Annotated in this window: 22 protein-coding genes and 2 pseudogenes; 14 read left to right on the top strand and 10 right to left on the bottom strand. The window is 62.1% G+C overall.

Features of this window, described 5'->3' with window-relative positions:
• Positions 1–9 precede the first annotated feature (9 nt).
• A complete protein-coding gene (locus NMQ09_RS07600) occupies positions 10–828 on the bottom strand; it encodes a sulfite exporter TauE/SafE family protein (RefSeq protein ID WP_255193993.1) in 819 nt (272 codons plus the stop codon).
• Between the two features lie 7 nt (positions 829–835).
• Positions 836–1,033, bottom strand: coding sequence for a DUF8131 family protein (locus tag NMQ09_RS07595; protein ID WP_255193992.1), 198 nt, complete (start codon positions 1,031–1,033; stop codon positions 836–838).
• A 99-nt stretch (positions 1,034–1,132) separates the two neighbouring features.
• Between NMQ09_RS07595 and NMQ09_RS07590 the strand changes: the two genes are divergently transcribed.
• From NMQ09_RS07590 to NMQ09_RS07540, 11 genes are all read left to right on the top strand, one after another.
• Positions 1,133–1,312: a signal peptidase complex subunit 2 gene (locus tag NMQ09_RS07590; protein WP_255193991.1), complete on the top strand. Its 180-nt coding sequence runs from the start codon at positions 1,133–1,135 to the stop codon at positions 1,310–1,312.
• Positions 1,309–2,136 carry a cytochrome c oxidase subunit II gene (locus tag NMQ09_RS07585; protein WP_255193990.1) on the top strand — a complete coding sequence of 276 codons (828 nt, stop codon included), beginning with the start codon at positions 1,309–1,311 and terminating at the stop codon, positions 2,134–2,136. The genes NMQ09_RS07590 and NMQ09_RS07585 overlap by 4 nt, the downstream gene beginning before the upstream one ends.
• A gap of 3 nt (positions 2,137–2,139) precedes the next feature.
• A complete protein-coding gene (locus NMQ09_RS07580; RefSeq protein WP_255193989.1) occupies positions 2,140–3,939 on the top strand; it encodes a b(o/a)3-type cytochrome-c oxidase subunit 1 in 1,800 nt (599 codons plus the stop codon).
• A 300-nt stretch (positions 3,940–4,239) separates the two neighbouring features.
• Complete coding sequence (locus NMQ09_RS07575) at positions 4,240–4,443, top strand: CbaC protein (protein WP_255193988.1); 204 nt, start codon at positions 4,240–4,242, stop codon at positions 4,441–4,443.
• 431 nt (positions 4,444–4,874) lie between these two features.
• Positions 4,875–5,297 (top strand): DUF4212 domain-containing protein, encoded by a 423-nt coding sequence (locus NMQ09_RS07570; protein ID WP_255193987.1) that lies wholly within the window; start codon positions 4,875–4,877, stop codon positions 5,295–5,297.
• Positions 5,294–6,952, top strand: a complete 1,659-nt coding sequence (locus tag NMQ09_RS07565; protein WP_255193986.1) for a sodium:solute symporter family transporter — start codon at positions 5,294–5,296, stop codon at positions 6,950–6,952. Before NMQ09_RS07570 ends, NMQ09_RS07565 begins: the two co-directional genes overlap by 4 nt.
• Positions 6,953–6,954: 2 nt before the next feature.
• Positions 6,955–7,413: a universal stress protein gene (locus tag NMQ09_RS07560; RefSeq protein WP_255193985.1), complete on the top strand. Its 459-nt coding sequence runs from the start codon at positions 6,955–6,957 to the stop codon at positions 7,411–7,413.
• Between the two features lie 397 nt (positions 7,414–7,810).
• Entirely contained in the window at positions 7,811–7,960 is a 150-nt protein-coding gene (locus NMQ09_RS07555) for a DUF7512 family protein (RefSeq protein WP_255193984.1), read from the top strand.
• A gap of 3 nt (positions 7,961–7,963) precedes the next feature.
• Complete coding sequence (locus tag NMQ09_RS07550; RefSeq protein ID WP_255193983.1) at positions 7,964–8,995, top strand: sulfite exporter TauE/SafE family protein; 1,032 nt, start codon at positions 7,964–7,966, stop codon at positions 8,993–8,995.
• A 118-nt stretch (positions 8,996–9,113) separates the two neighbouring features.
• Positions 9,114–10,964, top strand: coding sequence for a cation:proton antiporter domain-containing protein (locus NMQ09_RS07545; RefSeq protein ID WP_255193982.1), 1,851 nt, complete (start codon positions 9,114–9,116; stop codon positions 10,962–10,964).
• 576 nt (positions 10,965–11,540) lie between these two features.
• Positions 11,541–13,853, top strand: coding sequence for an amino acid permease (locus NMQ09_RS07540; RefSeq protein WP_255193981.1), 2,313 nt, complete (start codon positions 11,541–11,543; stop codon positions 13,851–13,853).
• Between the two features lie 440 nt (positions 13,854–14,293).
• On the opposite strand, the gene NMQ09_RS07535 is transcribed toward NMQ09_RS07540, so the two are convergent.
• From NMQ09_RS07535 to NMQ09_RS07525, 3 genes are read right to left on the bottom strand one after another with little or no spacing between them, the layout of a single operon-like run.
• Positions 14,294–15,337: a tyrosine-type recombinase/integrase gene (locus NMQ09_RS07535; protein ID WP_255193980.1), complete on the bottom strand. Its 1,044-nt coding sequence runs from the start codon at positions 15,335–15,337 to the stop codon at positions 14,294–14,296.
• Positions 15,334–15,612 (bottom strand): hypothetical protein, encoded by a 279-nt coding sequence (locus NMQ09_RS07530; RefSeq protein ID WP_255193979.1) that lies wholly within the window; start codon positions 15,610–15,612, stop codon positions 15,334–15,336. Before NMQ09_RS07530 ends, NMQ09_RS07535 begins: the two co-directional genes overlap by 4 nt.
• The gene (locus NMQ09_RS07525) at positions 15,609–16,019 is read right to left on the bottom strand and encodes a PadR family transcriptional regulator (protein ID WP_255193978.1); all 411 of its coding nucleotides are present in this window, start codon (positions 16,017–16,019) and stop codon (positions 15,609–15,611) included. Before NMQ09_RS07525 ends, NMQ09_RS07530 begins: the two co-directional genes overlap by 4 nt.
• Before the next feature lie 234 nt (positions 16,020–16,253).
• On the opposite strand from NMQ09_RS07525, the gene NMQ09_RS07520 reads away from it, so the two are divergent.
• Positions 16,254–16,520 (top strand): winged helix-turn-helix domain-containing protein, encoded by a 267-nt coding sequence (locus tag NMQ09_RS07520; RefSeq protein ID WP_255193977.1) that lies wholly within the window; start codon positions 16,254–16,256, stop codon positions 16,518–16,520.
• A 5-nt stretch (positions 16,521–16,525) separates the two neighbouring features.
• On the opposite strand, the gene NMQ09_RS07515 is transcribed toward NMQ09_RS07520, so the two are convergent.
• The 4 genes and pseudogenes from NMQ09_RS07515 to NMQ09_RS21160 all read right to left on the bottom strand — a co-directional run.
• On the bottom strand, positions 16,526–16,813 hold the full coding sequence (locus tag NMQ09_RS07515) for a hypothetical protein (protein ID WP_255193976.1): 288 nt from the start codon (positions 16,811–16,813) through the stop codon (positions 16,526–16,528).
• Between the two features lie 233 nt (positions 16,814–17,046).
• Positions 17,047–18,054 (bottom strand): Cdc6/Cdc18 family protein, encoded by a 1,008-nt coding sequence (locus NMQ09_RS07510; protein WP_255193975.1) that lies wholly within the window; start codon positions 18,052–18,054, stop codon positions 17,047–17,049.
• Between the two features lie 157 nt (positions 18,055–18,211).
• Positions 18,212–19,567 carry a transglutaminase-like domain-containing protein gene (locus NMQ09_RS07505; protein WP_255193974.1) on the bottom strand — a complete coding sequence of 452 codons (1,356 nt, stop codon included), beginning with the start codon at positions 19,565–19,567 and terminating at the stop codon, positions 18,212–18,214.
• A 47-nt stretch (positions 19,568–19,614) separates the two neighbouring features.
• Positions 19,615–19,692 (bottom strand): annotated as a pseudogene (locus NMQ09_RS21160) (DUF7386 family protein); the annotation flags it as partial.
• 308 nt (positions 19,693–20,000) lie between these two features.
• On the opposite strand from NMQ09_RS21160, the gene NMQ09_RS07500 reads away from it, so the two are divergent.
• Together NMQ09_RS07500 and NMQ09_RS21065 are read left to right on the top strand one after the other, a co-directional pair.
• Positions 20,001–20,576, top strand: a complete 576-nt coding sequence (locus NMQ09_RS07500; protein ID WP_255193973.1) for a hypothetical protein — start codon at positions 20,001–20,003, stop codon at positions 20,574–20,576.
• A 118-nt stretch (positions 20,577–20,694) separates the two neighbouring features.
• Positions 20,695–21,281: pseudogene (locus NMQ09_RS21065) on the top strand (tyrosine-type recombinase/integrase).
• A 6-nt stretch (positions 21,282–21,287) separates the two neighbouring features.
• On the opposite strand, the gene NMQ09_RS07485 reads toward NMQ09_RS21065, so the two are convergent.
• Complete coding sequence (locus tag NMQ09_RS07485; protein WP_255193012.1) at positions 21,288–21,476, bottom strand: DUF8053 family protein; 189 nt, start codon at positions 21,474–21,476, stop codon at positions 21,288–21,290.
• Positions 21,477–21,550: the final 74 nt, after the last annotated feature.

Raw genomic sequence — 21,550 nt, 5'->3', positions numbered from 1 at the left:
CGGAGTTCGTTACAGCGGCTGGTAGAACGGCAGCGGCGGGTGTGGGAGGTGGACGATCCCGAGGACCATCAGTCCGTGCTGGAGCGGGACGTAGCCGAGGACGAGGAAGGCGACGCCGAGTGCGCGGTGGAGTCGCACGCGGTTGGTCGTACTCAGTGAGCCGAGCATCGTCCCGTAGATGAACAGCGCCGGGATCGTTCCGATCCCGAGGATCCCGAGCGACAGCGCAGCCCTGAGGGGGTCGCCGAGGGCGAACGCGTAGAGGTACGCCGGGTAGATGATCGGGCAGGGGAGCAGGCCGTGAATCGCGCCCAGGCCGACAATGCCCGGCGAGTTCGCCAGGCGGTCGATCCGACTCGCCAACAGGCCGGAGACCCACCCGAACGCGGGTCCGACGACCGGGATGCCGTGGGGGATGCCGGCGCTGCCGCGGAGGTAGTAGAGGCCACTGGCGATGATCGCGATCCCGACGAGGATGCCGACCGATCCCCGGACGGTGTCACCGGCCGCGACGACCTGATCGGCGGAGGCGAAGGCGATCGCGCCGACGAGCGCGAAGAGGCCGCCGATCAGGGCGTAGCTCGCCGCCCGTCCGAGGTTGAACAGGGTGTGCTGTCTGACCTCGTAGGTCGTCAGCGCGTTGGACCGCCGATCCTCGGTACTTCCTCCGAACCGATCGGCGTAGGCCGTCACGAGCGGGCCACACATGCCCAGACAGTGAGCGCCCGCCAGCAGGCCGATGAGGAGAAAAACCAGCAGGTCGACGTTTCCGGCGTCGGTCGGCTGGGCGGCGTGAGCGAGAAACGAGACGGCTGGAAGCGTCGCCATCGCGTGGCTACGCCGCGTCGACCGATGCGGACTCGTCGGCGATCGGTCCCATCGCGGTGTACAGCGCCAGGAAGATGATGACGACGTTGACCGCGGTGACGCCACCAGCCGTCATCGAGCGGGTCGTGGCGTAGACGAGCGCGGGAAGTATCGCGAGCAGTCCGATGGCGACTGCGTACCTGGGTGAGAATCCGTCGGATGCCATGCGGATATCTCGGTATGGCGGATACTTAAAACGAGTACTTCTTCCCATGGGCTGGGAACTGGGGAGGATAGTAAGTCACGGCTTTCCCTACGGCTCCGCATGGGTACTGAAGAGCAACAGAGGCGGGTACTCGGCCACGACGAGTACGACCCGGTTGGAACGCTCGCGTTAATCGGGTTGTACTTTCTGATCCTGGTTACGATGTGGCTGTTCATGTACTTCGTCGAGTTCGTTGGAAATGATCCGACGGTAGTGGGAACGGTGGTGGGTCTCATATGAGGATCCACACGTACGAGAAGATCTGGCTGGTCGCCGCAATGGTGTTAATCGTCGGGATCATTGCAACGATCACCTACGGCGCGGTTGGTCTCGGCATCGCGATGATCGACGACTCCGAGGACACGATCGACGCGGCCAACTTAGGCGACGACGAACGGTTCGCAAACCCCGGTATCGAGCAAGTCGGCGAAGACGAGTACGAGGTAACCGTCGTCGCCCGGCAGTTCAACTACGATCCCGGCACCGACCAGCTCCGTGGCTTCGATCCGATCGAGGTGCCGACCGATAGCGAGGTCACCTTTTACGTCACCAGCGGTGACGTCATTCACAGCTTCAGTGTCGTCGATACGAACCTGAACACGATGGTCGTGCCCGGTGAGGTGTCGACGATGACCGCCGTGTTCGACGAACCCGGCGAGTACGGCATCCTCTGTAACGAGTACTGTGGGCCCCAGCACCACGACATGGAAGGCCGACTGGTCGTCCACGACGTCGACGAGTTCGACCTCTTCGAGATCGAGGCCGTCGACGGACCCGAGGCGGTTGACCCCGGCGACGAAGCCGCGTTCACCGTGACGGTCGCGAACGAACGCCTCGAGGAGCGCTCGACGACGGTCGTCTTCGAGTTCGACGAGCAGACGTTCGAGGAGGACGTCACCGTCGACGCCGACGGCACCGCCGACGTGACGTTCACGGTCGACACCGACGGCCTCGAGGTCGACGACTACAGCTGGACGGCCACCGTCGACGATGGCATGGAACGGATCGTCGAGGAATCCGGCCAGCTCGCGGTCGGTGAAGAAGAAGACGAGGAGGAAGAGTAAGCCATGAGTGAAACAGTGACGGACTCTACCAGTTCGGATATCGGTATCGACGGCCGGGCGTACGTCGACTCGTTCCCGGCCGAGGCAAAGATCATCCGGCGGGCGTTCTACACGTCGTTCGTGATGTTGGCGCTGGGTGGCCTCTTCGGGCTGATCCAGACGCTCCACCGGACGGACATCCACCAGTTCGTGGGCTCGGACACCTACTACACGGTGTTGACCGCCCACGGCGTCTTCCTCGTGATCGCCTTTACGATCTTCTTCCTCGTGGGCGTGTTCACATGGGCGGTGACAACGAGCCTCGACCGACCAGTCGAGGACATTCGGTTCACCAAGCTCTGGTTCTCGACGATGTCGGTCGGTGCGATCCTCGCGGCGATCACCATCCTGGCCGGCTTCACCGACGACCTCCCGATCCTCGGTGAGATGAGCGCAGACGTGCTCTTTACGTTCTACGCGCCGCTGCAGGCACACCCGCTGTTCTACGCTGGACTGGCGATCTTCATCGTCGGCACGTGGCTCGCGGGGGCCGACTGGATCCGATCGTTCCTCGCCTGGCGCTCTGAGAACCCTGGCGAGCGGATTCCGCTGCCGACGTTCATGGTCCTGACGACGATGATCATGTGGTACATCGCCACGCTCGGCATCGCCACGTCGGTGCTCGTCTTCTTGCTTCCGTGGTCGCTCGGGCTGATCGAGACGGTGAACCCGACGCTCACCCGGACGCTGTTCTGGTTCTTCGGCCACCCGATCGTGTACTTCTGGCTGATGCCCGCGTACATGATGTGGTACCTGCTGTTGCCGAAGCTCGCCGGCGGCCGGCTGTTCAGTGACCCGCTCGCACGCGTGGTGTTCGTCCTGTTCCTCCTGCTGTCGACCCCGGTGGGGATCCACCACCAGTACCTCGATCCGGGTATCGCGGAGGGCTTTAAGTTCATCGCGATGACGAACACGATGTTCCTGTTGCTGCCGAGCCTGCTGACGGCCTTCACGGTCGTCGCGAGCATGGAACACGGCGCCCGCCAGCGTGGCGGTGAGGGCTACTTCGGCTGGCTGAAGGCACTCCCCTGGCGAGATCCCGTCTTCACCGGCATGACCCTCGCCGGCCTGATGTTCGCCGCCGGCGGCTTCTCCGGCATGATCAACGCCGGGATGAACATCAACTACCTCGTCCACAACACCATGTGGGTGCCCGGCCACTTCCACCTCACCGTCGGCACCGCCGTCGCGCTGACGTTCATGGCCGCCTCCTACTGGTTCATCCCCCAGCTGACCGGTAAGCAGCTGTTCAGTCGCTCGATGGGGCTCGTCCAGGTCGTGCTCTGGTTCGTCGGTATGACGTTCATGGCAAACGCCATGCACCGCCAGGGCCTGCTCGGCGTCCCGCGTCGGACGGCCGAACCGTGGTACGAAGGCTTCGAGTTCCAGACGGCTGTCGGTTCTATGGGTGAACTCAACCTGCAGATCGCCCTCGGCGGTGCAATCTTGACGCTCTCGATCCTGCTGTTCCTCGTGAACGTCGCACTCACCGCAACCATCGGTTCGAGTGGCGCCACCGACGACAACGTCATCCCCGAACCGCTGTCCGGTCCCGAGGACTCGCCGCTCGTCCTCGACAACCTCAAGATGTGGACCGCCATCGCGGTCGTGCTCGTGGTGCTCGCGTACACGCTCCCGCTCGCCAGCATCGTCGACCGTGGCGGGCTGTTCGGCCCCGGTGGCCGTTCCTACCCGATGTTCGTCGACTCGCTCACGATGCTCGCACAGGTCACGCTTGACGGGGCACGTGACCTGATCGCGTAAACGGCGAGCCGTTCGTATGGATTGCTGTACCGATGCACCGGCGCAATCGCAGGCGGTTCGCGGCTGCGACGGTACCTGACGACACCCCTCACATCAACTCGATCGGTCGGCCGGCGGCCGATCTGCCAATTTCCCGGAGCGAATATGGTTCTATTGGTGCATACCACGTCCGGGTCCCGTGCTTCCCAGAACCTGGGAATCAGGAACGCGCTATAGGCAGAGGCATCCGTACGTGATATCGAGCACAATGAGTTCCCACGAACGGATTCGAACCGCCCACAAACGCAAGGTGATCGCCTGATGCGTATCTCTCCCGGCGTGCTGGTGGTCCTCATCGGCATCGCCATCCCGGTAATCATCGAACTCCGGACGCTGCTCGAGCTGTTCGAGATCTACGTCTCGGTCGAAGCGACGATCCTGACCACCGGTCTCGTAATCGCTGCGATCGTCCTCTGGGCGATGCTCCCGGAAGACGACGCCACGGACCGATCCCGAACGGCCTGAACGCGACTGCCGATCGCTCGAAGGCGCGCGCTCGAGTGACCGCTACTTGTGAACTGTCGCTGCCCTGCCTCCCGCCCGTTCCCTGGTGGACGTGGACGATCCAGTGCATCGAACTGGACCCGTCCGTTCGGCTCTCGCGCTCGCCGTTTGAGCGACGGACTCGAGTGGCCGCTTTCAGGGGAGAAACTGTTAGGGGTGAAAACGGATACGTATCCATTATATCATACTTATGTTATTTGGTGGGATATGTCGTGGTGCTAGATACCGATAACCTCGAGTCAGTCTCCTGGATTCTGCACAATTATTGCAATCAAAGACGTGTTTAACTATCACGATAGTTCTACACTGACTCGTATGGAAGACGTTCGTTGTCTCGTTGAAACGCTGTTCGAACGACGGTCCTCGACCGACGGATCGAGCGGAGAACGACCATGACGCGTGAGCAGTCGTCGATCGAGACCGACGGCGGCACCGACGCGTCAGTGACCGGTCGTCGATCGGAGTCAGTCGACTACCTGGACGCGAAGATCAACCTGTTCGATCCGGCGACGCCGTTCATGCGGGATCATCTGCGACTGATCTGGGCGCTGTTCGGCGTCTGGGTGCTGTTCACGTTCGGACCGGTGACGGCGACGTTCCTCGCGACGGAGACCATGACCGGGACGCACGTGCTTGGCTTCCAGCTGCATTACTTCCTGACGGCGCTTGGCTCACCGATCGGAGCGCTCGTCCTGTGTGCGGTTTACGCCTGGCAGCGCGATCGGCTGGACGCCAAGTACGGTATCAGCCACGAGACTGAATCCGCGACCGAGAGCGGCACGGCCGTCGCCGCCGACGGTGGTGAACGCCAGTGATCGAGGCGGTTCTCCTCGAAGGCTCGCTCGAGACCGGGCTCTTCGACGGCGGGTTCAAGCTCGTCCCGGCGCTCACGCTCGCCGCAATGTTGGCGCTGTTCCTGGGGGTCGGCTGGTTCTTCCGCGTTGCAGCGGTCGACGACATGTGGGTCGCCGGTCGCTCGATCGGGAGCATCGAGAACGGGATGGCGATCGCCGCCAACTGGATGAGCGTCGCCGCCTACCTCGGTGTCGCATCGCTCGTCGCCTTCCTCGGCTACTTCGGGCTGGCGTACGTCGTCGGCTGGACGACGGGCTACTTCATCCTGCTTATCTTCATGGCCGCGCAGTTCCGCCGCTTCGGGAAGTACACTGCACCCGACTTCGTCGGCGACCGGTACTACTCAGATCTCGGACGCGCAATCGCAGCGTCGACGACGCTTTTGATCGCGTTCGTCTACATCATCGCGCAGGGGAACGGCCTTGGCCTGATGGCCCAGTACATCTTCGGCGTCCCCTACGAGGTCGGCGTCGTCTTGCTAATGGCGATCACGATCGGCTACGTTGCCCTCTCGGGCATGCTGGGTGCGACGAAGAACATGACGCTTCAGTACGTCATTCTCATCGGTGCGTTCCTGCTCGGTCTGTACGCGACCGGCTGGAGCCAGGGCTGGTCGACAGTGCTGCCCTTCGTCGAGTACGGCGCACAGTCGACCGAGATCGCGACGGAGATCGACCGACAGTTCACCGAGCCGTTCCAGGACGCAGGCTACTACCACTGGGTTGCGCTGTGTGTCAGCCTGATCGCCGGGACGTGTGGTCTTCCACACGTGCTGGTTCGGTTCTACACTGCTGACAACGAGCGCAACGCCCGCTGGGCGACCGTCTGGGGGCTGTTCTTCACGCTGCTCCTGTTCATGGGGACGACCGCCTACGCTGCGTTCGGGACGCTGCTGTACGAGGAGAACGTCGGCCCCTACACCGAGATGACCGGAACGCAGTCGGACACGCTCGTCGTGCTGACGGCGTTCCTCGCCGACCTGCCGGAGTGGCTGGTCGGCATCGTCGCCGCGGGTGCGATCGCAGCCGGGCTCGCGACGACCGCCGGGCTGTTCATCTCCGCCTCTTCGGCTGCGGCACACGACATCTACACCAACCTCTACAAGGAGAACGCGACCCAGCGCGAACAGCTGATCGTCGGTCGACTGACGATCCTCGTGCTCGGGGCCGTCGTCACCTACCTCGCACTCGACCCGCCCGCGCTCATCGCGGAGGTCGTCGGAATGTCCTTCGCACTCGCAGGGACCGTCCTGTTCCCGGTGTTCTTCCTCGGCCTCTGGTGGGAGGATGCCACTCGAGAGGGTGCGATCGCCGGCATGCTCGTGGGCCTGTTCTTCGGCTTCGGGTCGATCGTCAACGAAGTCCTGCCACAGTACGTCGACATCGGTCGGGACGTGATCGTCCCGGCGTTCGCGACGGTCGTCCCCGCGACCTCCTCGTCGCTCGTCGGCGTCCCGGCAGTGATGCTCACGATCGTCGTCGTCTCGAGGTTCACCGAGGACCCCCCAGAGGACGTCAAACGACTCGTCCGACAGTGTCACAGCCCCGAACCGATGGAAAAAATGCAGTCCGCCGAAGACGTCGCAACCGACGGCGGTACGCCCGCCGACGACTGATCATGTACGACCGAATACTCGTCCCGACCGACGGAAGCACCGTTTCGGAGACCGCCGTCGACCACGCACTCGAGCTCGCTGAGACGTACGACGCCACGGTTCACGCGCTGTACGTCGTCGACGTGGCCGCCGTCGACGTGAGCCTCGGCACCGAACAGGTTCAGCGGCTCAAAGCAGGAAACCTCGCCGAGATGCCCGAGGTGACCGCCCGCGCCGAAACTGCCACCGGATACGTCGCCGACCGTGGCGACGAACGCGGTCTCGACGTGCTCGAGGCGGTCGTCGCGGGCCGTCCACACGCCGAGATCGCCCGCTACGCCGAGAACGAGGCCGTCGACCTCATCGTGATGGGGTCGGCCGGCCGCGGCGGCGTCCGCCGCGCCTTACTCGGCAGCGTCGCCGAGCGAACGTTGCGCACCGCGACGATTCCGGTGCTGGTTGTCGACGCCCGCGAGGACTGATCGCCACTCGATCCGTTTCGACGGCAGGCATGGGACGTGAACCGCCTCGAGGGAAACGGGGTCGAACGTCTTCGTCCCTCGGTGGCACGAGAGCACGGTAGCCGTCGAACAATTTCGCGGCATCCGCGTTGGGTTTTTGAGAACGGCTGTGGGCTACGATTATCGCGAACGTAGTGTGCCCCGCGCGCCGCGGGTCGCTGTGTGCGCCGCGGGTCGCCCGATCGCCCGGATATATCCGCATAAGTTACCCACATATTTTCGTAGGATATCGATCTAATACTCTGCAGTAATATTGTCCTCCAATCCCAAAACCGTTATTACACCGCCCGTCGTAGACTCAGTTGATCGAACTCCACATGATCCGTACACGCGTCCTCGCCACGGAGGCGGTGATCGAATGATCGAACTCCTCTCGGCCTCACCGGCGGTACAGGCAGTCGCCGTCGTCGCCGTCGTGCTCCTGCAAGCGGTCGCCCTCTACGTCGGCTACGGCGTCCTCGAGCGAGTCGTCGCCCCGTCGGTTCTCAAGACGCTCGAGAGTGCATAATCCATGGAGGTACTTGGACTCGGAGTCGAACTCTTCGCGTTATTCGTCGGCTTCGGCTTCATGGTCGGGGTGTTTTTCGGGTTCTTCGGGATGGGAGGCTCGTTCCTCGTGACTCCCGCCCTGTTGATCCTCGGCTACCCTGCGCCGGTCGCCATCGGCAGTTCGATGGCGTTCGTCTTCGGGACGGCCGTGATCGCAACGATGAAACACCACGACGTCGGCCAGGTCGACTACAAGCTCGGCGCGCTGATGTTCGTCGGTATCGTTCTCGGGATCGAGGCGGGGAAGTTCGCCGTCTTCTTCCTCGAGGCGCTGGGCCGGGCGGAGCTGGTCGTGGGCGTCGCGTACGTGCTGTTGCTCGCAGCCATCGGGATCGTGTTCACCCGGAACGCGCTCCGACAGAACGACGAGGACGATGACGCGGCCGACGACGCTGCTGGTGACGACGAGATCCCCGAGATTGCACAGAAGATCAAATCCTACAACATTCCGCCGATGGTGACGCTCACCGACGGCAGCAAAGCGTCGATGTGGACGATCTCCGGTGTCGGCGGCGGCGTCGGCGTCGTCTCGGGCTTTCTCGGCGTCGGCGGCGGCTTCATCCGCATGCCCGCGATCTACTACCTGATCGGCGTTCCACTCGCCGCCGCCGTCGGCACGAGTCTCTTCGGCGCGTTGATGTCCGGCGCCGTCGGCGCGTTTACGTACGGCCTGGGCGGCGTCGTCGACCTGGGCGTCGTGACGGCGCTGCTCGCCGGCAGCGCGCTCGGGGCCCGGATCGGTTCGGCCTCGACGGCGTACGTCGACGAGAACGACGTCACGATCTACTTCGGGATCATGCTCTTGCTGGCCAGCACCGCGGTCGCCTTCGGCGAACTCGCCACCTGGCTCGAGATGCCGATTCTGGACACCGTGAGCTTCGTCCTGCTCGTCGGCTCGTCGGTGTTCGTCACGGTCATCATCCTCTACTACGGCGCGCGAGCGATTCGAACGAACGACGTGCGAACGCCCGCAGCGACGGGAGGTGACGATTGACGGAAACGCCACCTGAAGGGCAGATCGCGAGGGCAGAATCGTCACACGAGGGTTCGAGTTCGCTACTGGCTGGACACGTACCCAGTTCGTCCAGCTGGCGGAGGGCTGACCGGCCGTGATGCTCGTCGCAATCGTCGCCGTCATCCTGGCGCTCGGCGTCGCCTCCCGCGTGCTCGCGGATCGGCTCCGAATCCCGAGCGTCCTGTTCCTGATCCTGGCCGGGATTGCGATCGGTCCCGAAATGCTTGGCATCGTCTCCCGGGAGACCTTCGGCGGCGGGCTCTCCGCGATGGTCGGCGTCAGCGTCGCCATCATCCTCTTCGAAGGCGGCTATCACTTACACCTCGAGAAACTGCGAGAGAGCCCGCGGGCACTCCTCCGCCTCGCCACCGTCGGGGCGGTGATCACCTGGCTGGGGACGGCCGCGGCCGTGACGATCTTTCTCGACACCAGCCGAGAGGTCGGCCTGCTCGTCGGTGCGCTGTTGATCGCGACCGGCCCGACCGTGGTCGGTCCGATCCTCCAGGTCGTCACCGTTCGCGATCACGTCGCCTCCGTCCTCGAGGGCGAGGGTGTGATCAACGACGTCACAGCCGCGATCCTGGTCGTCGTCGTCTTCGAGGTGCTGATCGTCGGCGACGGGGGCTGGCCGCGGCTCCTGGTCGACTTCCTCGGTCACCTCGTCATCGGCCTGGGGGTCGGTGCACTCGTCGCCGCAGCCGTCTGGCTGTTGCTCGACCGGGCCGACCTCGCTCCCGGCAACGGGCCACTTCACGCCCGGCTGATCGTCCTCGCCGGGATCGTCGTCGCCTACGGCGGCGCCGAACTGGTCGCGAGCGAGACCGGCATCGCCGCCGCAGCGATGGCGGGGTTCGCGCTCGGCAACGTCGACCTTCCTCACCACGAGGACGTGATCGACTTCCTGGACGACCTCTCGGTGGTCGTCCTCTCGTTCGTGTTCGTCGCCCTCGCCGCCCTGATCAGCTTCGAGGACATCCTCACACTCGGGCTCGCCGGCGTCGCCGTCGTGATCGCGGTCACGCTGGTGCTCCGGCCGGCGGTGATCTTCCTCGCGACGACCAACGAACGGTTCACTCGCAACGAACGGCTGTTCCTCAGCGCCGTCGGCCCCCGCGGGATCATCCCCGCCAGCGTCGCGACGCTGTTCGCCGTCGAACTGCAGACGATCGGTCGACCCCTGGAGGCGCAGTTCCTGGCCGGAACCGTCTTCCTGATCATCTTCACGACGGTCATCCTGCAGGCCGGACTCGCACGACAGATTTCGGAATACTTAGAGATTTCACCAATGCGCACCATCATCGTTGGCGGAGGGCGGGTCGGCCTGTCCCTCGCCGAACGGCTCGAAGCGGACGGAGAGAACGTACTGCTCGTCGATAGCGACCCCGATGCCGTCGAAAAGGCACGCAACCGCGGCATCCGAACCGTCGAGGGCGACGGCACCGACGCCGACGTCCTCGAGCGGGTCGGTGCCGCCGACGCGAAGACGGTCATCGCGACCACCCCCGACGACGACGTCAACCTGCTCGTCTGTCAGCTCGCGAAGACGAGCTTCGACGTCTCGACGGTCGCCTCGCGGGTCAACCAGCCCGAGAACGTCGAGGCGTTCGAGGCACTCGGCGTCCGGGCGATCGACCTCTCGATGGCGACCGCCTGGTCGCTCGAGAACGTCTTAGAGCGGCCGTCGCTGTCGGCGTGGATGAACGAACTCGGCCGAACCGGGGACGTCCAGGAGATCGAGGTGACCGCCTCTGACCTCGTCGGGAAGTCGATCGCCGAGGTCAACGCCGAGATCCCCGACGGCTGTATCGTCGGGCTCTTGACCCACAGCGACGGCGAGACGGAAGTTCCGACTGGCGATCACCGACTCCGTGAGGGCGACCGAGTCACCTTCATCGGCCAGACCGACGCAGTCGATCGGGCAATCAAACGGTTCCACCCCCACGATTGATACTCGAGTGGGGGTAGGAGACAGTTAGGGATTCGCGTCCGGATGCATCGATTCCGGCCGGCGAAACCGACATCGGCTGTCGGTGGAGGGAGCCGACACATCTGGTCGGCGACACGAATCCCTAAGTGTTGCTGTAACCGCTCTTCGACGGGGAGAAAGCAGACAATATTGTGTGAAAAACACACCTCTTACACGGCTCGCCTCAAGTATGACTGAATTTTCCGACTATTAGATATCTCTCACCAGAACAGATATGTGGCCAATTAGCCCTATAGGGCCCAATAAAAGAGATCTACATTGTAGATCCAAAACCATTATATTCGATCCACCACTACGTAGCATTGACTAATAGTGTATGATTTGTACACGTCTATATCCATCGGCCGTCACCAGCATCCGACAGGAACCGCACACTGGCCGCCACGAGAGGGGACGTCCATCTGCCGTCCGCTCGAGTCGATTCCGCTCCGGGAAGACCGACGCACGACGTGCTCACCGATTCGGGAACGCAATGCCGTACCGTAGTCGCCCACGTGCAGGGGTTCGGAAGCCGACGGCAGGGGTAATCGACTAGCCATGGCGACGGGACTGAATCGAGATCTCGGCCTTCCGGAAGTCGTTGCGATCAGCATCGGTGCGATGGTCGGCTCGGGCATCTTCATCCTGCCAGCGCTGGCGTACGAGATCGCCGGCCCGACGGTCGTGCTGGCGTATCTGCTGGCAGGGTTGCTGGTGGTTCCGGCGGCGCTGTCGAAATCCGAGATGGCCACCGCGATGCCGGAAGACGGCGGCACCTACGTTTACATCGAGCGCGGGATGGGGCCGCTCCTGGGCACCGTCGCGGGCATCGGGACGTGGTTCTCGCTGTCGTTCAAGGGCGCACTCGCTCTCGTCGGCGGCGTGCCGTATCTCGTATACTTGCTCGATCGCAGCCTCTCTCCGGGAACCGTCACCGCGATCGCCCTGGGGATCGCCGCGCTGTTGCTCCTGGTCAACCTCGTCGGTTCGGACGTCACCGGACGGTTCCAGGTCGCCATCGTCGCGATTATGCTCGCGGCGATGGTCTGGTTCGTCGCCGGGAGCGGGCTCGCCGTCGAACGTGCACGCCTGAACGGATCGCTCGACCCGACGACGACTGGCCTGCTCGCGGCGACGGGGGCCGTCTTCGTCTCCTACGCCGGGGTGACCAAGATCGCGAGCGTCGCCGAGGAGATCGAAAACCCCTCGCGAAACATCCCGCTCGGGATGCTCGTCTCGCTCGGATTTACGACCGTGCTCTACGTGCTGATCGTCGCCGTGCTCGTCGGCGTCACTCCCGGTGACGTCCTCACGGCCACCGACGCGCCGGTCGCCGTCGCTGCCGAACAGACGCTCGGGACGATCGGCGTCATCGCCGTCGTCGTGGCCGCCTTGCTGGCGCTGGTGAGCACGGCCAACGCGGGCGTACTCTCGGCCTCGCGGTATCCTTTCGCGATGGCGCGCGACAACCTCGTCCCCTCCTCGTTCGAGGAGCTTCACCCCCGGTTCAACACGCCGGTGCGAGCGATCCTCCTCACGGGTGCCGTCATCATGGTGCTGGTCGCGTTCGTCCCGATCCTGCAGATCGCGAAGCTGGCCTCCGCGTTCCAGGTGCTCGTGTTCGTCCTGGTCAACCTCGCGGTGATCGGCTTCCGCGAGGGTGCCGTCGAGGGTTACGAACCGGAATTCGTCTCCCCGCTGTACCCCTGGGTGCAACTCGCCGGTATCGTCGGCGGACTCGTCGTGCTGACGACGATGGGGCCGATTCCGCTCGTCGGTTCAGTTGTCATCACGATCGGTGCGATGGCGTGGTACTACGCCTACGCCCGCAAGCGGGTCGACCGCGAGGGGGCCGCTCGAGCGGGCGTTCGCGAGAACGTCAGCGAGCGAGCCACCGACCGCACCCGCGAGCTGTTCGAGTCCGACGCCGAGTACGACGTCCTCGTGGCGATCACCGACGAAACCTCCCCCAAGGCCAGAAAAGACATGCTCCGGATGGCGACCGACATGGGTCGGTTGCGCTCGACGGCCGTCTCTGTCGTCGAGTTCGTCGACGTCCCCCACCGACTGTTCGCCGAGGACCACCCGGAGATCTCCGCCGGAAGCGTTCCCGACTGGCTGCCAGCCGACCCCGAGGACGCTCCCGACTGGTTCCCCGACGGACAGGCCGTCGAGCGGCCGACGCGGCCATCCGGCGGCGTCACGATTCCTTCCAGCGACGCCGGCGGGCCGGCGGAGACGCACGTCGAATACCGCAAAATCTCCAGTGAAGACCACAAACGGGCGATCGTCGATCTCGCAACGTACGGCGGCTACGACCTGCTGATCGCCGAACGCCGGCAGGCGGACTTCCACCAGCGGCTGTTCGGCGGCGAGACCGACTGGCTCCTCAAGAACGCCCCCTGTGACGTCATGCTGGTCGAGGACGACGATTTCGACGGCGCCGACGAGATCGCCGTCGTCGCCAACCGCGGCGCGTACGATCCGCTGAAGCTGCTGTTCGCCGACGCCGTCGCCGAGGAGACTGGCGCCCAGCTCAACCTCCTCCAGGCAATCCCCGAAAACGCCCCCGAGAGCCAGCGCGAGTCCGTCGAGCGCTACCACGAAGAACTGATCTCGATCCTCACGGTGCCGACGCGCTCGACGATCATCGAAACCGACGACGAAATCAAGGGCCTGGCCCGGTTCGTCGGCGACGCCGACCTGCTCGTGACCGGCGTCGACCGAACCGGCCTGACAGCCAGAGTCCTCGGCCGACCCGGCAACCGACTGGTCGACAGCGTCGATACCACCGCCGTGATGGTCCAGACCTGTGACGGCCGTCGACCCGGCCTCCTCGAGCGACTCCTCATGGACCACCTCTTCGGCTGACTGAGGAGTCCTCGAGCGCCGAACGCAGAGCGGCGTTTTGTACGCTGTCTGCTCACCCACGTGACGTCCCGATCACTCCTCCTCTAGCCGAACTCGCGACAGGTGGCCGGCTCGAGGAGTCGACTCTACGAGGGTTCATCGGCGTGCCAACGTCGGACGCGTGGCTCACCTACGTACCAGCCTGGGCTGTAGCGACGGTTGTCCACGGGCGCGACGGGATCCGCTATTCATACTCACTGTCGTTCGCACAGAAGAGCGGGTGCGACGGGATTTGAACCACGCGAAGACGGTCGCCTCGCTGCGCTCGGCGCTGCGTCTTCTCTACTTCAAATCCCGTTTCCCGTCGCTGCCGCTCGCGACAGTGCTCGCGGCAGAACGACGGGCGCGACGGGTCTTCACCACCGCGCTTGCTGCCACTTTTGCGATTTCGTGAGTCATGGCTATCGGTTGAGTTCTCTCCAGCGTCGATCTGCTTTTTCACGCTTCGAGGCGCGATCATAGTGCTTGTCGAGAATCTGGCTCGAGGCGTCGAGCCGATCAGAGACGATCCCCCGAGCGATCCCTTCGTTACGGTACTTCGTCACCCGCGCTTTCCGGAGGTCGTGCGGGGACCGCGTGGACGGACACGAACAGGCCGTATTGTACGACGTCCACTCACAGGTGGCAGGATCTTCGTCGTGAGGACACTCGTCGCCTATCTCGCACGGCTTGGTCCACTTGTACACGATATTCCGAAGCGTCGAGGGTGCGATCCGGCCTTGAGCGGTCGTAATCAGAGGTCGACGTCCTTCGTCGTCGGTGACCTTCGCTCGAGGACCTGCGATGTAATCGCTCAACGTCTGTGCCACCCGATCGCTGATACGGTTGACTCGTTCGCCGCCCTCGTCGTTCTTCAACGGCGTTCCCGTCTCTGGCCGGTGAACAAACTCGACGGACGGCTTTCGCCCGTCGAGCTCGCAGTCACGGACGTCGAGGGCGCGGATGCCGCCGAGTCGGGCACCCGTGTGCCAGATGAGCAGAAACACCACGTGGTCCCGACTCGCGTACTCGTAGCGGTCCAGGTACTCGAGGATCGGCGGAATTCGCTCGGGAACCATCGTGCTGTCGCTCACCTCCTGGCCCGGCGAGAGGCTCGGCAACGGAACCTTCAGGTACAGGTCTTCGTGAACCGCTTCGATCTCACCGCAGAACCTCAGGAACGACCGGACGGTAGTCAACACGGAGTGAAGCGTCTTCGGGGCGATCTCTTCGTCTTGCCCCTCCGAATATCCGCCCTCGCGTCGCCACACGCGGAAGTGGTAGAGGTCCCGGCCGGTCAGTTCGTTCATGTTGTCGATACCGGCCTCTTCGCGGCACCACTCGACGAACGCCCGAAGGTGGCTCCGGTGTGAAATGCGGGTCCACTCGGCGTTGTTGTCACGCATCGAGTCCAGGTGAAGTTTGACGGCCTCCTCCGGAGTCAGCGGTTCGAGGTCGTCGCTCACTTGTCCCCACCCCAGTTCGCCGCGCGGCGGTTCGGCCCAAAGCCCACGCCGTCGTCGGCTTCGTCACGCTCGAACAGTTGGTCGGCGATCGCTGTCTGGATCGCTCGCCCGGAGCGCTGACGCGGCTCGGCATCCGGGAAGTGGTGCTCGTCGACGCGGGCGGCGAGGTCGTCTATCGACATCAGGACCTCACAGAGCACCGCGTTCTGGTACCGGAGCTCGGTCGCGATCGCCTCGAGGGCGTCGGCCTGGCGGTCGGCGGGATCGGCGCTCATCGGCTACCCCCGTCGGCAACCGCGATGGACAGTCCGCAGACATCCGCCAGCTCGGGCGCGCGTTCTTCGAGCATCGCGCGCGCCTCGTCGGTGAGCGTGTAGCGGTTCGTTCGGCGGTCGAGGGTCGTTTTTTCGATGAACTCGGCCTGAACGAGATCGTCCAGGTTCGGGTACAGGCGACCGTGATTGACTTCGCCGTGTTTCGTCTCCAGGGCGCGGCCGATCGCCATTCCGTAGGTCGTCTCGTCGGCGCGCTCGAGGCGACCGATCGCCTCGAGGACGTCGCGCTGGAACGCGGTGAGATCTCCCCACGCGGTGCCGCCGTCGGTCACGAGTCGCTGGTCGGTAACAGTCGATGCGTCTGGTCGGTCGGGGCTTTCAAGACCCCGCGAATCGTCGTCGTACATGGCTGCCGTACCGTGGATACGGGAGCCGCGCGGACCCGGTGTCACTACCACCGGACCGCATTCTTGCAATGGGTCCGACGGACAGTCAGACCCGCGTGAAACTCCCGTTGACCAACCACTCTCGAGTCTATCGTAATAAAATCTCGCATCAATTAGTGTGGTTTGTCGCATCCTTTGTTGTGAGTCTCGGAACACACCGGCACTGCTATCACTCTGTACTAACTGGCCGCAGTCATGCGGAACCCCGGCGACTGGATGCAGCTTCCCACCGACGATCGAATTCTCGAGTCTCTCGAGTCGTCGGGAATGATCCTTTCTCCATCCGTCATCGCGAAGAACATCGACAAGTCGCGACACGAAGTCAACCGTCGTCTTTCTGTTTTGGTAGACTACGGCCTCGTTACTCGCGTCGAACGTGGCTACTACGAGATCGCCGACCTCGGCGCACAGTACCTCGCCGGAGATCTCGACGCGAGTGACCTCGAGCCGAGTGAAGAGTGACCCGTTCACGCGTCCACCCCCTCGAGTCCGAGCCGGCGTAACAGCGGTTCGATCCACGCCGGCAGCTCTTCATTGCGGTTCCCGTACCCGTCGGCGTCCAGGTCGAACAACGGAACGGCGACGTCGTCGTTCACGCCGAAGACCCATCGTCGCTCGCCCTCGAGGCGAACGTCGACGCGTGCATGGTTGTCCGGGCTACCGGAAATCTCGACCTCGACGGACCGCCCGTCCTCGAGGTCGGTCGTGAGCCGTCGCGGCTCGCGGCTGGTGCTATCGCCTGTTTTGACAGACATGTGTGGGTGGAGGTAGGATATGGAATAAACGCTGACCCGTGGGTGAGCGGAAAACCACCCCGAAACCGCTCTACCGTCTGAAGCCGATCGATTTAGAGCCTCTACTCCGGTGGGCGGAAAACCGGAATTGTGGGCGGAAAACGAACGGAAGTTCTCTACTTGCGATAATCGGGCGACTCGAGCCCTCTACTCGAGTGGGCGAAAATGAACGGAAAACACGTATCGACTGGAAGTCACGGCTCGGTCACACAGAAGACCTTCCCCTTCCCGTTCCCTCTCGAGGCGATCAACTCGTACTTCTCCTCGAGTGACGCCAGGTACCGCCGTCGTGTGCTCGCGGCTTTAGGCTCAGAGCAGCGTTGCTCGTAGGTCCCGCGGAGTTCCGTCGCCCCGATCTCGCCGGCCGCTTCGATGATGTCGTAGAGCAATCGCTTGTGCGTCCCGAGGTCGTCGACGCGATCGCGCCGGATCTCCTCGCGTGCGTCGTCCTCGACGCGGCGGACGACGTCGACGGTAATCTTTCGCTCCGGACCCGAGTCGACGACCATCACGGCCTGGCGAAGAATCGCGATCGCCTCGCGAGCATCACCGGCGGCCCGGTCGGCGATCTCCGCGATCGCGGCCGACGTGATCACGCCGGGGGCCAACCCCGCCCGGATGCGCGCCCGAAGGATGTCGACCAGCTGGGCGAGGCTGTACTTCTCGAGGGCGACCGTCGTCATGGACCGAAGCCGACTCTGGACGCGGCTGTCACACCTCGCGAGGAGGTTGTCTTCGCTGATCGTGATCACGACCATCGTCACGTTCGGCAGGTCGTACAGCGCGTGCAGGACCGACTCGTCCTCGAGGCAGTCCACCTCGTCGAGAATCACGAGCACCTGGCCGTCGAACTCCCGGAACTGGTCGTAGAACTCACTCGCCGGTGTACCGTCGGTCGACAGGTGGGCCGCAAGCCCGGTGTCACGGACCAACCGCTGGAGAACGGCGTTCGTCGACGAATCGGACATACAGTTGACGTAGCCCCATCGGGACCCGAAGGTGGCAGCCTGGAGCTGCTCGGCGACGTACCTCGCGAGCGTCGTCTTCCCCACGCCACTCGGTCCATAGATGAACACGTCCTCACCCGGCAACCCCCGCGTAATCGGCCGGAGGGCTGCCGAAAGGTGTGAGATCTGTCCGTCCCGGTGCTGGAGTTCCTGGGGAACGAACGACCGCCGGAGGGCTCGAGCGTCGGTGATCATGCGCTATAGCAATCAGACACCGTATTAATTGCTGATGGTTTCATAGGTTCATGAACGTGGCCATGTAACTACCGCCACTGACTTTTGATGCACGTTTGATATCGTAATCTGACTTTCCATAGAGCGAACTCGAGGGTACTGACCTCGAAGAGGGGTTTTAAAATCCGCCCTGTGGTTCTTCGATCTCGTGGAAGTTCCCTCGCTCAAATTGGAGTTGGTGCGGAACCGAGCCAGGGGGCCAGAACCCGGTTGGCTCAATATAATAATATCTTCCTTCGCCAGTATCGAAGGCCGGTCCATCTAACGAAAAGTTCTCCGGATTCACAGCGACAGCGATATGTCCTGCATCTGAACCAGTGGCAGCTGAATCGTATGAAAATAATCCTACGTCTGCTCTCAATGGACCGCCAAGAATAGCTGCAGCTAATAGAATCGACGTGTCCACGCAGTCGCCTTGAGCATCTACTAATGTCTCAGAAGGATACCTAGAATAATCCGCATATCCGGTGCTGATAGAGTCAAGAGCGTAAGGAAGACTTTGGACAAAGGTACTGACGTACTCAAGAAGCTGCTCTTCAGAACGTACACCTTGTTTGAATCCTGAATTGTTAATTATATCCGCAATGTGATAGCCCATTCCTATTTCAAACGACTCTGTGATATAGCGCGTCCGCTCTGCTGCACTTTCAGGGACTCGAGGCCGATCTTGGTTCTTCCATCTGTCGTAAGTCATCTTGGGAATATAGAACGGAATCTCTGACTGAATCTTGGGTGCCTGAGAGGGTGTCTCCGGTGAAAAATAGACGATATACCCCCCCTCGACGTTGATCCGTGAATAAGTTCCTGTTGATGGATGGTGTTCCTGTGTAGAAAGGTCTCTGTAGTCGATAGCCTTACTATCTCGCTCATGTTCTGAGGCTGACCGCTCGATACCGTCTTCAGTAACTCGAAACGGGTTTGTGGCCATCAACGGTTCACCCAGAAATAGGCCAAACGTTGGTGGGTCTGAGGCTTTCCGATACACGAGATAGTACGTAACCGCGTTCTCTGGGATGGGAACAAAGAATGATGTCTCAATAGTGATCTCGGTTGGTTCGTTCAATTCGCTTGGAACAAAGCTTTTAGACTCACCGTGCCCAATTTCTTCCTCAGTTGAATAATCCAAAACGAAGGCCTCAATAACATACTCTGTCCCACTTTCGAGCAATCCAAGAAGGGGCGACTTTGGTTCAAGTCTTACCTCAATTGATTCGTAACTATACTTCCGAATGTGCGATGCTGGTAATTCAAATCCGATGTTAGTATTTTCGAAGGGCTCTGTGTCAACTTTGATTGGACGTTTACGAGCTTCTTCTGTTAGTGTCTCTAACTGGGGAACGTCCGTTTCGCCTCCTATGTCGGTGTCAATGTTGACGGTTGCTTCCTCATCGTCTCCAAGAGAGTCTAAACAACCCGCAAGAGTCCCAATGAGTGCCGTTGAGAGGAATGCACGCCGTGACGTGGAATTCTGCATGAAACACACAAAGAATAGACAGTATGTAAATATTACTTTACCAAGATTTATCGATACTTGCTTTCCACACTCGTGCGATATCGTAACCCAATCACGGATGTGTTCGCTATCCTTTGAATCCTCTCCGGATCGACCTCTCCTCAAGCGACGCTCGAGTTCATGAACGTCGGATAGGGTCATCGTGACCGGGACACACGAGGTACGGAGTGGCGGCGAGTTGTGCGTCCGAGAACAGCGGGAAGGCGGAAAGGAGCGAAACCCCCTTTGACTCTGATCATCCGGATAACGTCATTTCCCTCTGTCCGAACTGTACTGTCGGGTCCACCACGGCAAAGATGGTGACGCGTTCAATCGGGACCACATCAACAAGCGAACCGTCGCTGGTAACATAACGAAAAAATAAAACGAGTTCGCTGATAGATTCGCTCGACTAATGCCGTCTCTCCCAAAGTCGCACAAGGAGGAGATCGCACCCTACATCGCAGACGGTGAGCAGGTGATTGATGCTTACTCTATAGTAGATGAATTGGAATATGAGAGAGCAACTGAAACAACGCATCTCGTGACCGACCGGCGGTTTCTGGTGTTCGATAAAGAGACGAACAATGGGCGGATTTCTCTTGAATCGACGTATCTGGATTCGGTCGGTCGCGTTGAAATCACTCAAACACCCAGTCAGGAACCGGACGAAACGACGTTGATGGTTGCTGGTTTGATGATGGTCCTGGGGGTCTTGTCGTTCGGACTCATCGGCTTAACCGAGAGCGAGTTAGGAACGATTATTCTCCTCGTTGGTGGCCTCAGTATTGCTGCAATCGGATTGGTAATTTTCGTAGATGCGTTCAATACCGAGGATGGGTCCGTATCGATCACTCTCCAAACTGCAACGGGTGAGCTCGTGGAGAGCGTCACATTCGAAGAAGAGGCTCTCGAGTTCGCTAATTCGGTTTCAAGAGCGGCGGCAAATGCACACTCGACTGCAGCTCAGCTGCAGAAGGCTACCCAGTAGGTCGCGTCCGAGAACTGGAGAAAGTCGGACGGATTCCGCCGCGATCGTGCCGCCCACCCCCGTCGAAACAGCTACGTCACCCCGGGTTGCCGTCCGGCTTGCTCGCAAGTCGGACACCATGAATCTTCAACAACACGAGAAACGAGACGACATGAAGGTCTGGCTCAGCCAGACCGAAGTGGAGCAGCTGCTCGAGGCGGCTCCCGACACACAGAAACGACTCGCGTTCGCGCTCGGTGCACGTTGTGGCCTTCGATCCCACGAAGTTCTGGACGTCACTCCGAAGGACGTCGTGAGCACCGACGCCGGAACGGTGCTTCGCGTTCGCGCTGGAAAGGGCAACAAGTACCGCGAGACACCCGTCCCGCGCGATCTCGCGACGACGATCCGCACGGTGAGCGACGTTCGTGAGGCTCCGGCCAGTTCCCCGCTGCTCGAGATCTCGCGACGCGCTCGCTTCGCCGGTGGCTCACCGCGACCGCTGGCGAGCTGCACCAGGAGACTGGCGACGACGGCTGGTTGCACCTGGGCTTTCATGATCTCCGGCGGACCTGGGCGACGTCGCTCGCCTCGGCCGACGTCGACCCGATGCTGGTTCTCGACTGGGGTGGCTGGAACGACCTGGAGACATTCCTCGAGCACTACCGCGGGACGTACTCACCTGACGCGCAACGACGAGAGCGAGAAAAAGTCGAGTGGCTCTGACCGATTCTATTCGTCAAACAGCCCGTCGACGAGTTCGACCGACCACTTCCCCTCGTCGACGTGGCGGATGTGGACGTGGTGTTCTCCCTCGAGGTCACCCTGGTCGTTGAGCAACCCCTCAATCCGGAGGTCGTCTTTCGGTAGCGTGATGCCTGCCGAGTTGCGATCCAGCTGGCGAAGCTTGTTCAGTGCCATGGGATCGGCGGCAACCCGCCATGTCATAAAAGTTGCTGAGCCTTGGTTTTACTGACGTTTTCGACGTCCCGGAG

Origin of the sequence: Natronobeatus ordinarius (assembly GCF_024362485.1) — an archaeon.
In the GTDB taxonomy this organism is placed as follows: domain Archaea; phylum Halobacteriota; class Halobacteria; order Halobacteriales; family Natrialbaceae; genus Natronobeatus; species Natronobeatus ordinarius.
Note: the sequence above shows the minus strand (reverse complement) of the source record. Positions and strands in the feature narration are given on the sequence as shown.